Origin of the sequence: Streptomyces sp. NRRL S-87 (assembly GCF_000719335.1) — a bacterium.
Lineage (GTDB): Bacteria > Actinomycetota > Actinomycetes > Streptomycetales > Streptomycetaceae > Streptomyces.
Window position 1 is genome coordinate 99,239 of the sequence record NZ_JOGB01000004.1, and the last position, 12,580, is coordinate 111,818.

Here is a 12,580-nt window from a genome sequence, read left to right on the forward strand (position 1 = left end):
CGCGAGTGAGACATGAGTCTCAGGCCGTCAACTGGCGTGTTGCGTCCGGGAGGTGGGCGCAAGCCCCCTCCCACCTGCGCAAACGCCGGTTCCCGGAAGGCAAGTACGAGCGGTTTCTCCCCGATGTCCCACCTTGAACATCGGGGAGACCTCTGCCTACGGTCTGACCGCTCGCCACCGCGGGCCCCTTCGACCGCACGCCGAGTCCTGCCACCGGACGCAAGGGAACAGTCGACGCGTAAGCGCCGTAGGCAGGAGCGGGGGACCCAGGATTTCCGCCGGGCCCGGCCGTCGAGAGACGGTCACGGAACCGGCTAGGGGTGAAGCCACGCGCTAGTCGCGAGGCCGGGCAACTCACTCGCCCGAACCCGACAGCTCACCTCGCAGGCGTCGGTGAGGAGACCTTCCATGCTGTCTTCCAGCAAGGGCAAGCACCGCCGTGCGTCCAAGGCCGCCCGTACCGCCGCCCTCGTCGGCGTCGCCGGTGCGGTCGTCGCCGCCCCGCTGATGGCCGCCGGCTCGGCGAGCGCCGCAACCGCTTCCGAGTGGGACCGGGTCGCGCAGTGCGAGTCCGGTGGCAACTGGTCCATCAACACCGGCAACGGCTACTACGGCGGCCTGCAGTTCTCCGCGTCCACGTGGGCGGCGTACGGCGGCACCTCCTACGCCCCGCAGGCCAACCAGGCCTCCAAGTCCCAGCAGATAGCCGTCGCCGAGAAGGTTCTGGCCGCCCAGGGCAAGGGTGCCTGGCCGAGCTGCGGCGTGGGCCTGTCCGGCGCCTCCTACAAGGGCTCCGACGACTCCACCTCCACGAAGTCCTCCAAGGGCTCCGGGTCCTCCAAGTCGACCAAGAAGAAGAGCACCCGCTCCTCCGAGTCGACCCCGACCACCCGCTCCGCCCGCACCTCCGAGGCCCCGAAGCCGGCGTCCTCCGGCGTCATCAAGAAGGGCAACGGCTCCTACGAGGTGAAGGCCGGCGACACCCTCGGCACCATCGCCGACGCCCAGCAGGTCAAGGGCGGCTGGGAGAAGCTCTTCGAGCTGAACAAGGACATCGTCACCGATGCCGACCTGATCTACCCGGGCCAGATGCTGAAGCTCTCCTGACCGGAGCCGAAGCCTCCTGAGCGGCCCTCCAAGCTCTCCTGAGCGGAGATCTGCTCACCCGGTGCAAGCACGTCCGCCCGGCGCGTCCTCCCCCCGACGCGCCGGGCGGACGTATGTTCGCCGCCGCCCGGGGCCTCCGAAAGGCCGTCAGACCCTCCGAAGCGCTCTTGATCAAGGGCCGTATGTCCCGGAAGGCGGGTATTCAGCCCCTTTTTCGTCCCAGGACCCGGGCGGTCGGCTGGCCGATGCCCCGGAGCCGGTTAGGCTCTAGTCCGGCTGGGTCGGTCCCACGGCCCATGCGCCACCGCACACCTAGCGTCACATCCCAGAAGGAGATGCTCGTGCCGTCCATCGACGTCGTCGTAGCCCGGGAAATCCTGGACTCCCGAGGCAACCCCACGGTCGAGGTCGAGGTCGGCCTCGACGACGGCAGCACCGGCCGTGCTGCCGTTCCCTCCGGTGCCTCCACCGGTGCGTTCGAGGCCATTGAGCTCCGCGACGGGGACCCGAACCGCTACCAGGGCAAGGGCGTCGAGAAGGCCGTCCTCGCCGTCATCGAGCAGATCGGCCCGGAGCTGGTCGGCTACGACGCCACCGAGCAGCGCCTGATCGACCAGGCCATGTTCGACCTGGACGCGACCGACAACAAGGGCTCGCTCGGCGCCAACGCGATCCTCGGCGTCTCCCTGGCCGTGGCGCACGCCGCGTCCGAGGCCTCGGACCTGCCGCTGTTCCGCTACCTCGGCGGCCCGAACGCGCACCTGCTGCCCGTTCCGATGATGAACATCCTGAACGGCGGCTCGCACGCCGACTCCAACGTGGACATCCAGGAGTTCATGATCGCCCCGATCGGCGCGGAGTCCTTCTCCGAGGCCCTGCGCTGGGGCACCGAGGTCTACCACACCCTCAAGTCCGTGCTGAAGTCCAAGGGCCTGTCCACCGGCCTCGGCGACGAGGGCGGCTTCGCCCCGAACCTGGGCTCCAACCGCGAGGCCCTGGACCTCATCCTCGAGGCCATCAAGCAGGCCGGCTACACCCCGGGCAAGGACATCGCGCTCGCGCTCGACGTCGCCGCGTCCGAGTTCTACAAGGACGGCAAGTACAACTTCGAGGGCCAGGCCCGCTCGGCCGCCGAGATGACCGAGTACTACGAGGAGCTCGTCTCCGCGTACCCGCTCGTCTCCATCGAGGACCCGCTGTTCGAGGACGACTGGGCCGGCTGGAAGGTCATCACCGACAAGCTCGGCGCCAAGGTCCAGCTCGTCGGTGACGACCTGTTCGTCACCAACCCCGAGCGCCTGGCCCGCGGTATCGAGGAGGGCACCGCCAACGCCCTGCTCGTGAAGGTGAACCAGATCGGTTCGCTGACCGAGACCCTCGACGCCGTCGAGCTCGCCCAGCGCAGCGGCTTCAAGTGCATGATGTCGCACCGCTCCGGCGAGACCGAGGACGTCACCATCGCCGACCTGGCCGTCGCCACCAACTGCGGCCAGATCAAGACCGGTGCCCCGGCCCGCTCCGAGCGCGTCGCCAAGTACAACCAGCTGCTGCGCATCGAGGAGATCCTCGACGACGCCGCGGTGTACGCCGGCCGCAGCGCGTTCCCGCGCTTCAAGGGCTGATCCTCCGGTCATCCCCAGAGGTCGCTAGAGCCTCCGTACGTCCCCGCACTCGGTCCCGTACCGTGTGCGGGGACGTACTGCGTCATACGTACTGCGTCGCGCACGGACGCCCACGTGCCCGCACGGACGCACGCGTTACGCGGGCGCGCACGGACGACGGACCACGGGGAGCAGGGGAGGCGGCGCACATGTCCGGGAACCGGGACCGGTTCTCCACCGCGACCAGGCTGCGGCAGCTCGGGGAGCGCACCGCGGCGCACGTCTACCGCTCGCAGTCCCGGCGCCAGGTGCGGCGCAGCCGGCTGACCGGGCGCGCGGCCCTGCTGGTCCTCGTCCTCTGTACCCTGGTCGTCGCCCTCGCGTACCCGATGCGCCAGTACGTCTCCCAGCGCTCGGAGATCGCCGAGCAGCAGCAGGAGGCCGACCGGGCGCGCCAGCGCCTGGAGGAGCTCCGGGACGAGAAGGCCCGCTGGCAGGACCCGGCGTACGTCGAGCAGCAGGCGCGCGAGCACCTGCACTACGTGCGCCCGGGGGAGACCGGGTACACCGTGGTCGACCCGGAGGAGGCCGAGGAGCGGCGCCGCGCCGAGACGGGCGAGGCCGACCGGCCCTGGTACTCCAACGTCTGGGACGGGGTCGACAAGGCCGACCGCCCGGACGACAACTGAGACCGACGACGGCCGGTACCGAGCACCGCCGGCCGCCGACGACCGCACACGACAACTGAGAGACATCACTTCAGGCATGGAAACGCCCCCGCCCCAGACCGAACGGACCGAGCCCACGGACGCGGACGTCGCCGCGTTCAAGGAGCAGCTCGGCCGCCCGCCGCGCGGGCTGCGCGCCATCGCGCACCGCTGCCCGTGCGGCCAGCCGGACGTGGTCGAGACGGCCCCGCGGCTGCCGGACGGCACGCCCTTCCCGACGGTGTACTACCTGACCTGCCCGCGCGCCGCCTCCGCCATCGGCACCCTGGAGGCCAACGGCGTGATGAAGGAGATGCAGGCCCGGCTCGGCACCGACCCGGAACTGGCGGCCGCCTACCGGGCCGCCCACGAGGACTACATCGCCCGCCGCGACGCGATCGAGGTGCTGGAGGGCTTCCCGAGCGCGGGCGGCATGCCCGACCGGGTCAAGTGCCTGCACGTGCTGGTCGGCCACTCGCTGGCGGCCGGCCCGGGCGTGAACCCGCTCGGCGACGAGGCCCTGGCGATGCTGCCCGAGTGGTGGGCCAAGGGCCCGTGCGTGACCCCCTGCGGGGAGCGGGGCACCGACGAGGAGAAGGAGTCCGAGTGACCCGGGTCGCCGGAATCGACTGCGGTACGAACTCCATCCGCCTGCTGGTCGCCGACGTCGACCCGGCCACGGGCGGGCTGGTCGAGCTCGACCGCCGGATGATCATCGTCCGGCTGGGCCAGGGCGTGGACAAGACCGGCCGGCTGGCCCCGGAGGCGCTGGAGCGCACCTTCGCGGCCTGCCGCGAGTACGCGGCCGTCATCAAGGAGCTGGGCGCGGAGAAGGTCCGCTTCGTGGCCACCTCCGCCTCGCGCGACGCCGAGAACCGGGACGAGTTCGTCGCCGGCGTGCTGGACATCCTGGGCGTCGAGCCCGAGGTGATCAGCGGCGACCAGGAGGCCGAGTTCTCCTTCACCGGAGCCACCCGGTCGCTGGCCGCCGCGGGTCGTTCGGACCTGGCGACGCCGTACCTGGTGGTCGACATCGGCGGCGGCTCGACCGAGTTCGTCCTCGGCGAGGAGCACGTGCGCGCCGCCCGGTCGGTCGACGTGGGCTGCGTCCGCATGACCGAGCGCCACCTGGTGGTCGACGGTACGGTGACCGACCCGCCGACCGGGGCGCAGATCGCCGCGATGCGGGCGGACATCGAGGCGGCCCTCGACCTGGCCGCCGGGACCGTCCCGCTGGGCGAGGCCCGCACGCTGGTCGGGCTGGCCGGCTCGGTCACCACCGTGGCCGGGATCGCGCTGGGGCTCACGGAGTACGACTCGGAAAAGATCCACCACTCCCGGATCCCGTACGAGCAGGTGCGCGCGATCAGCGAGCGGATGCTGACCGCGACGCACGACGAGCGGGCGCGGATCGGCGTCATGCACCCGGGGCGGGTGGACGTCATCGGCGCGGGGTCGCTGGTCCTGCTGGCGATCATGGAGCGCATCGGCGCGACCGAGGTCGTCGTGAGCGAGCACGACATCCTCGACGGGATCGCGATCTCGGCCGCCGCGGGCGTCTGAGGGCCGTCGGAGCAGTGCCGTGAGGGGTCCGTGCGCGGGCCCCTCACCGCGTTCCCGGGCGGGCCCGACCGGGTGGTCGCGGGGTTCCGGGGGTCCGGTACAGGGGTTTCGAAGGTCACTTCGGGGTTCTGAGAGGGCCATGACAGGGTTGTCGGCGGCATCGTCCGCAGAAACTTCGTGAAGTTCTTCACAAGGAAAAAGGGTCCGGCGGGGGTCCGGAAGAGCCCTTCGGCTCCCTCCGGAGGCCCGACGGCCCCTTTCGTGCGATGCGAACAGCCTACGGGATCCGTTTCGTTCGGATGAACAACAGGTTTGGTTCAGCCGCCCGTCGGCCGTGAGGTCCAGCTCAGCGGGGGTGTACAACGTGTTCCGTGACACCGTGGTTCCCGCGCGGCACCATGACCTGGGTCACGTGGGCGGCGCAGTGTAGCAGAGGGTCTCTCGGTTCTTGTGAAGGGGCTCACGAGCATCCCCCTACCGGGTGCTGGATACTCGATGGCATGAGCACCACGGAGCGTCCCCGGATCCTCGTAGTAGGCGGTGGGTACGTAGGCCTGTACGCAGCCCGGCGCATCCTCAAGAAGATGCGCTACGCGGAGGCGACCGTCACGGTCGTCGACCCGCGGTCGTACATGACCTATCAGCCCTTCCTGCCCGAAGCCGCCGCCGGCAGCATCTCGCCGCGCCACGTCGTCGTCCCGCTGCGCCGGGTCGTCCGCGGTGCCGAGGTCCTCACCGGCCGCGTCACCAGCATCGACCAGGACCGCAAGGTCGCCGTCGTCGCGCCGCTCGTCGGCGAGGCGTACGAGCTGCCCTTCGACTACCTGGTGGTCGCGCTCGGCGCCGTCTCCCGCACCTTCCCGATCCCCGGCCTCGCCGAGCAGGGCATCGGCATGAAGGGCGTCGAGGAGGCCATCGGCCTGCGCAACCACGTCCTCGAGCAGCTCGACAAGGCCGACTCGACCACCGACGAGGAGGTCCGCCGCAAGGCGCTGACCTTCGTCTTCGTCGGCGGTGGCTTCGCCGGCGCCGAGACCATCGGCGAGGTCGAGGACATGGCCCGCGACGCGGCGAAGTACTACACCAACGTGAAGCGCGAGGACATGCGCTTCATCCTGGTCGACGCCGCCGACAAGATCCTCCCCGAGGTCGGCCCCGAGCTCGGCAAGTGGGGCAAGGAGCACCTCGAGGGCCGCGGCATCGAGATCTACCTGTCCACCTCCATGGACTCCTGCGTCGACGGCCACGTCGTGCTGAAGAACGGCCTCGAGGTCGACTCCAACACGATCGTGTGGACCGCCGGTGTGAAGCCGAACCCGGCCCTGGCCCGCTTCGGCCTGCCGCTCGGCCCGCGCGGCCACGTCGACACCGCCCCGACCCTGCAGGTCCAGGGCAGCGACTACATCTGGGCCGCCGGCGACAACGCCCAGGTCCCGGACCTCGCCGCCCGCAAGGCCGGCGTCGAGAACGCCTGGTGCCCGCCGAACGCCCAGCACGCGCTGCGCCAGGCCAAGGTCCTCGGCGACAACGTGGTCTCCGGCATGCGGGGCTTCCCCCAGACGGAGTACAGCCACGCCAACAAGGGCGCGGTCGCGGGCCTCGGCCTGCACAAGGGCGTCGCGATGATCGTCATGGGCAAGATGAAGATCAAGCTCAAGGGTCGTCTCGCCTGGTACATGCACCGCGGCTACCACGGCCTGGCCGTGCCCACCTGGAACCGCAAGATCCGCGTCTTCGCCGACTGGACCCTCGCGATGTTCCTGAAGCGCGAGGTCGTCTCCCTGGGTGCCATGGAGACCCCGCGCGAGGAGTTCTACGAGGCGGCCAAGCCCGCCCCGGCGCCGGCCGCCGCGGCCGCCCCGGCCGAGAAGGCCAAGGCCTCGTAAGCACGACCCCGAAGGGGCCGCCTGCCATCCGTGGTGCAGGCGGCCCCTTCGGCGTGCCCGGGGGCATGAGAGGGCGGGCGGCGGGGTACGCGATCTCGATGGGAGTTTCCCTGGGAGGTGTGCCATGACCGGTGCCGCGTCGCGGCTGACCGATGCCATCGGAGTGCTCTTCGGCGCCCCGCCGCCCGTCCGGATCCGGGCCTGGGACGGCAGCGAGGCCGGTCCGGCGGACGCGCCGGTCCTGGTCGTACGGCAGCGGCGGGCGCTGCGCAGACTGCTGTGGAAGCCCGGGGAGCTCGGTCTGGCGCGTGGCTGGGTGGCCGGCGAGCTGGAGGTCGAGGGCGACCTCTACGAGGCCCTGGAGCGGCTCTCGGGCCTGCTGTGGGAGCGGGATCCGGCCGCGGGCCGCAAGACCTCCCTGCGCGACGCGCAGGTCCGCGGCGCGCTGCGCGAGCTGGTGGCGCTGGCCGGGCCGCTGCCCCCGCCCCCGCCGCCGGCCGAGGAGGCCGTACGCGGCTCCGGGCCGCTGCACACCCGGCGCCGCGACCGGCAGGCGATCAGCCACCACTACGACGTGGGCAACGACTTCTACGCGCGGGTCCTGGGCCCCTCGATGGTGTACTCCTGCGCCTACTGGAGCCCGGGAGGCACCCTGGAGCAGGCCCAGTACGACAAGCTCGACCTGGTCTGCCGCAAGCTCGCCCTCGGGGAGGGCGACCGGCTGCTCGACGTCGGGTGCGGCTGGGGCTCCATGGCGCTGCACGCGGCCCGCGAGTACGGCGCCCGGGTCACCGGCGTCACGCTGTCGCGGGAGCAGGCCGCGTACGCCCTCAAGCGGGTCGCGGAGGAAGGCCTGGCCGACCGGGTCGAGATCCGCGTCCAGGACTACCGGGACGTCAGGGACGGCCCGTACGACGCCGTTTCGTCCATCGGCATGGCCGAGCACGTGGGCGCGGAGCGGTACCGCGAGTACGCCGGGGACCTGTTCGGGCTGCTGCGGCCGGGCGGCCGGCTGCTCAACCACCAGATCGCCCGGCCCCCGGAGGCCGACGAGTCGGCGTACCGCGTCGACCAGTTCATCGACCGGTACGTCTTCCCCGACGGCGAGCTCTCGCCGCTCGGCAGCACCGTCACCGAGCTGGAGCGAGCCGGCTTCGAGGTGCGGGACGTCGAGTCCCTGCGCGAGCACTACGCGCTGACGCTGCGGGCCTGGGTGGCCAACCTGGAGGACCACTGGGACGAGGCGGTCCGGCTGACCTCGCCCGGCCGGGCCCGGGTCTGGCGGCTCTACATGGCCGCCTCGGCCCTCGGCTTCGAGCACGGCCGCCTGGGCGTCAACCAGATCCTGGCCGTGCGGCAGGCCGAACGGGGGCTGTCCGGGCTCGGGTTGCGCACCCGCACGTGGAACACCGGCGCCCCCGAGGCAGGTTCGGAACCGGCCGCCGGAGGACCCGGACCGGCCGGGCTCCCCGACCTCGCCGTCGAGGGCCCGGGCCCGGGCGGCGGCTCGTTCGGGCTCGCCGAGCTCGCTGAGGCCGTCGAGCACGCAGAGCGGGTCGGACCCCCGGTGCCCGCCGGGGCGGAGGAGCCCGTGGCGGAGGCGCCCGGTTACTGACGGCCGGCTCCTGGCAGAGGCCGCAGGGCCGGACGCGTCGCACGCGTCCGGCCCTGCGGGGCCGCGGTTCGCCCCGCCGGCTACTCGGTCTTGATGGCCGTCAGCATGTTCAGCCGCGCCGCGCTGCGCGCCGGCCACATCGCCGCCAGCACGCCCACGACCGCCGCCAGGAGCAGGAAGACGCCGATCCGGTCGAACGGGATCACCAGCTCGTAGCCCGGGATCGAGTTCTTGAAGGTCTGGCCGAGCGCCCAGGCGAGGAACGTGCCCAGGCCGATGCCGAGGACCGCGCCGAAGAGGGAGATGACCACGGCCTCCAGGCGGATCATGTTCTTGACCCGGCCGCGGTCGAGGCCGATCGCCCGGAGCATGCCGATCTCCTGGGTCCGCTCGTACACCGACATCGCGAGGGTGTTGACGACGCCGAGCACCGCGATGATCAGGGCCATGCCGAGCAGGCCGTACATGATGTTCAGCATCAGGTTGATGATGCCGCCCTGCTCGTTGCGGATGTCCGTCTTGTCCGCGACGCTGATCGCCGGGTTGGAGCCGAGGGCCTCGACGACCTTCTGCTCGGCGGCCTCGGACTCGCCGCCTTCCATCTTCACGTACACGTTCGGGATGAACGGCCGCTCGGTGTGCTTGAGGACCAGCTCGTCGGACAGCACGTACGGGGAGACGAACTCGTTCTCCTTGTAGACCGCGCCGACCGTCAGCGTGGTCTTCCGGCCGTCCTCGTACTCGGCGGCGAAGGACTTGCCGACCGTCAGGCCCGCCTTGTCGGCGGTCTTGTCGGCGACGGCCACCTTGCCCTCGGCGAGGGAGGCCAGCGAGCCGTGGGTGACGTCGAGCGCGAGGACCTTCTCCAGCGCGCCCGGGGTGACGCCGGAGGCGGCCTTGTACTCGTCGCCGATCTTGATGTTGCCGGCGATCTGCGGGGAGACCGTGGCGCCGGGGATCTGGCGCAGCGGCTTGAGGACGGCCTTGTCGAGGGTGTCGTGGTTGGCCATCGAGACCATGTAGTCGGCCTTGATGTTGTCCGTCGTCATGCGGTCCACGGCCTGGCCGACGGTGACGCCGAGCACGGTCAGTCCGGTGACCAGGGTCAGGCCGATGGTCAGCATGCCCGCGGTGACGCCGGTGCGGCGCGGGTTGCGGACGGCGTTCTGCGAGGCCAGCGAGCCGGCGACGCCGAACACCTTGGCCAGCAGCGGCCGGACGGTCGCGATCAGCGGGCGGGACAGCATCGGGATGAGCACGGCCACGCCGACGAGGGTGAAGAACGCGCCGCCCCCGATGGTCCAGCGGCCGTCGCCGCCCTGGGAGGCGCCCAGGAGGATCAGGCCGATGCCGAGGGCGGTCAGGACCCCGCCGACGCTGTTGAGGACGATCAGCGACTTGCCGGTGGTCGGCAGGTGCGCGCTGCCCATGGCGGCCACGGGCGGGATCTTGGCGGTGCGGCGGGCCGGCAGCCAGGCGGCGAGCATCGTGATGACGATGCCGACGACCAGCGCGATGACCACGGTGTTGGGCGCGATGACGACGTCGCCGGCCGGGATCTTGGCGCCGAAGGAGTCCATCGCGGAGCGCAGCGCGACCGCGAGGCCGACGCCGACGCCGAGGCCGGCCGCGGAGGCGGCGAGGCCGACGAGGAACGCCTCGGTGAGGACCGAGCGCTTGACCTGGCGGCGGGTGGCGCCGACGGCGCGCAGCAGGGCCAGTTCCCTGGTGCGCTGGGCCACCAGCATGGTGAACGTGTTGTAGATCAGGAAGATGCTGACGAAGAGGGCGATGAGGCCGAAGGCCAGCAGGCCCTGGTTCATGCCGGCCATGCCCTGCTCGATGTTGCGGGCCTGCTCGTCGGCGAGTTCGGCGCCGGTCTGGGCCTTGGCGTTGTCGCCGATCAGCGGCTCGATCTTCGACAGCAGGGCGTCGGCGGAGGCGCCTGCCTTCGCGGCGACGGAGACCTCGTCGTAGTAGCCGGGCCGGAGGTAGAGCTTCTGGGCCACCGGGGTGTCGAACAGCACCAGGCTGCCGCCGGCGTTGACGGCGCCGTCCTCGGTGGTGAAGACGCCGGCGAGGGTGTACTCCTTCACCGGGCCGTTGGTGGCCACCCGGACGGTGTCGCCGGTCGAGTAGCCGCCCTTGCGGGCGGTGTCCTCGTCGAGGGCTATCCGGCCGGCCGCGGTGGGGCCGGTTCCGTCGGTGAACGCGTACCGCGGGTCCTTGCCGTCCTTGGCGGGGGCGAAGTTGGCGCCGGTGTTGGCCCAGCCGTTGCCGATGAGCTTGCCGTGCTTGTCGGCGACGCCGGCGAAGCCCTGCACGCGGCCGGAGACGGACGCGACGCCGTCCAGCGCGGCGATCTTGTCGACCGTCTTCTGGCTGAGGCCCGGCTCCGCCTTCTTGCCGGAGGCGTCGCGGACGCCGGGGCCGTACGAGGTGACGGAGACGGCCACGTTGTCGTAGCTCTTGCGGGACTGGTTGGAGAGGGCCTTGCCGACGGTGTCGGTGAAGACGAAGGTGCCGGAGACGAAGGCCACGCCGAGCATGACGGCGAGGACCGTCATGAGCAGTCGGGCCTTGTGCGCGAGGACGTTGCGCAGGGCTGTACGGAACATGGTGGGTGCGTCCAGGAAGTCTTGGGGTGCGGCTGAGGGGGCTCGTGGCTTCGCGGGGGAGGCCGGGGCCTCAGCTGGTGCGGCCCTTGGCGTCGAAGGCCTTCATGCGGTCGAGCACGCCGTCGGCGGTGGGGCCGTACAGCTCGTCGACGATGCGTCCGTCGGCGAGGAAGATGACGCGGTCGGCGTACGAGGCGGCCACCGGGTCGTGGGTGACCATGACGACGGTCTGGCCCAGCTCGCGCACGGAGTTGCGGAGGAACCCGAGGACCTCGGCGCCGGAGCGCGAGTCGAGGTTTCCGGTGGGCTCGTCACCGAAGATGATCTCGGGGCGGGAGGCCAGGGCGCGGGCCACGGCCACGCGCTGCTGCTGGCCGCCGGAGAGCTGCGTGGGGCGGTGGGTCAGGCGGCCGGACAGGCCGACCATCTCGATCACCTTGTCCAGCCACTGCTTGTCCGCCTTGCGGCCGGCGATGTCCATGGGGAGCGTGATGTTCTCCAGGGCGGTCAGCGTCGGCAGCAGGTTGAACGCCTGGAAGATGAAGCCGATCTTGTCGCGGCGCAGCTGGGTGAGCTGCTTGTCCTTGAGGGAGCCCAGCTCGGTCTCACCGATGCGGACCGAGCCGCTGGAGAAGGTGTCCAGGCCCGCGACGCAGTGCATCAGGGTCGACTTGCCGGAGCCCGACGGGCCCATGATCGCGGTGAACTGGCCCTGGGCGAAGTCGACCGAGACCCGGTCGAGGGCGACCACCTGGGTCTCGCCGTGGCCGTACACCTTGGACAGCTCCGTGGCGCGGGCGGCCACTGCGGTCGCACGGGGGGAGAGGCTCATGGTGGTCACGGGGTGCTCCTGTTCGGGCCGGATGCGCCCTCTGGGAGCGCGGTATCGGGACCGTTCCATCGTCGCCGGGGGAGACGCCCCTGGGATCAGCCGGTGAGGCCAATCCGGGGCCCACTGGAGTCTGACCGGGCCAACGGCGGCGTCCTCCTTTGGTATGACCCCGCGAGCGGCGGCCGGCCGCGCGGGCGGGGGGTGGCCCGGGGTGGCGCAGGGGGAGCGAAATCCCGTCATTTCGCATGCGGCGAGGGGGGCCTGCCGTATCGTCCGGACCGCGCCTTCTCTCCCCTGACTCTCCCTCAAGTGTCAATAAAATCAGACAACATCGGGTTGATCTTCGCCTGTTGGGAGGAGTCTTCCGGTTAGGCTCACCTTCTGCGCTCAAGGCTTTCGCGGAGTCGTACGCCTTGCCCGGATGGTGGAATGCAGACACGGCGAGCTTAAACCTCGCTGGCCTACGCGGCCGTGCCGGTTCAAGTCCGGCTCCGGGCACTTCCCTTCACCTCTCGAGGGAGAAGAAATCCGCGCACTCGACGGATAAAACCGGAGGGGCGACCTGTTTCCGGTTTCGAAAACAGGTCGCCCCTCCGGTTTATTTGCGGAGCGCTCAGAAAATTCCCGTGAGGGCGGTGGTCCAGCCGGCGG

At 71.0% G+C, this 12,580-nt stretch carries 9 protein-coding genes, 1 tRNA gene and 1 riboswitch; of the genes, 8 read left to right on the plus strand and 2 right to left on the minus strand.

Annotated features, from left to right (window positions below):
• The first annotated feature begins 233 nt into the window (after nt 1-233).
• A riboswitch (cyclic di-AMP (ydaO/yuaA leader) is annotated at nt 234-405 on the plus strand.
• Nucleotides 406-408: 3 nt separating this feature from the next.
• From IF43_RS0104230 to IF43_RS0104260, 7 genes are all read left to right on the plus strand, one after another.
• On the plus strand, nt 409-1,107 hold the full coding sequence (locus IF43_RS0104230) for a transglycosylase family protein (RefSeq protein ID WP_030193929.1): 699 nt from the start codon (nt 409-411) through the stop codon (nt 1,105-1,107).
• 335 nt (nt 1,108-1,442) lie between these two features.
• Entirely contained in the window at nt 1,443-2,729 is a 1,287-nt protein-coding gene (gene eno, locus IF43_RS0104235; RefSeq protein WP_030193931.1) for a phosphopyruvate hydratase, read from the plus strand.
• 188 nt (nt 2,730-2,917) lie between these two features.
• On the plus strand, nt 2,918-3,397 hold the full coding sequence (locus tag IF43_RS0104240; protein ID WP_030193933.1) for a septum formation initiator family protein: 480 nt from the start codon (nt 2,918-2,920) through the stop codon (nt 3,395-3,397).
• Nucleotides 3,398-3,473: 76 nt separating this feature from the next.
• Nucleotides 3,474-4,025, plus strand: a complete 552-nt coding sequence (locus tag IF43_RS0104245) for a DUF501 domain-containing protein (protein ID WP_030193936.1) — start codon at nt 3,474-3,476, stop codon at nt 4,023-4,025.
• The gene (locus tag IF43_RS0104250; protein ID WP_030193937.1) at nt 4,022-4,978 is read left to right on the plus strand and encodes a Ppx/GppA phosphatase family protein; all 957 of its coding nucleotides are present in this window, start codon (nt 4,022-4,024) and stop codon (nt 4,976-4,978) included. The genes IF43_RS0104245 and IF43_RS0104250 overlap by 4 nt, the downstream gene beginning before the upstream one ends.
• 500 nt (nt 4,979-5,478) lie before the next feature.
• Nucleotides 5,479-6,864, plus strand: coding sequence for an NAD(P)/FAD-dependent oxidoreductase (locus IF43_RS0104255; protein WP_030193939.1), 1,386 nt, complete (start codon nt 5,479-5,481; stop codon nt 6,862-6,864).
• Between the two features lie 124 nt (nt 6,865-6,988).
• Nucleotides 6,989-8,479 (plus strand): cyclopropane-fatty-acyl-phospholipid synthase family protein, encoded by a 1,491-nt coding sequence (locus tag IF43_RS0104260; protein ID WP_107048389.1) that lies wholly within the window; start codon nt 6,989-6,991, stop codon nt 8,477-8,479.
• 80 nt (nt 8,480-8,559) lie between these two features.
• Here the strand turns inward: IF43_RS0104260 and IF43_RS0104265 are convergent, their stop codons facing one another.
• Both IF43_RS0104265 and IF43_RS0104270 read right to left on the minus strand, forming a co-directional pair.
• Nucleotides 8,560-11,097, minus strand: coding sequence for an ABC transporter permease (locus tag IF43_RS0104265; protein ID WP_030193946.1), 2,538 nt, complete (start codon nt 11,095-11,097; stop codon nt 8,560-8,562).
• Nucleotides 11,098-11,167: 70 nt separating this feature from the next.
• On the minus strand, nt 11,168-11,938 hold the full coding sequence (locus tag IF43_RS0104270) for an ABC transporter ATP-binding protein (protein ID WP_030193949.1): 771 nt from the start codon (nt 11,936-11,938) through the stop codon (nt 11,168-11,170).
• A 406-nt stretch (nt 11,939-12,344) separates the two neighbouring features.
• Between IF43_RS0104270 and IF43_RS0104275 the strand changes: the two genes are divergently transcribed.
• Nucleotides 12,345-12,427, plus strand: a tRNA-Leu gene (locus IF43_RS0104275).
• The last annotated feature ends 153 nt before the right edge of the window (nt 12,428-12,580 follow it).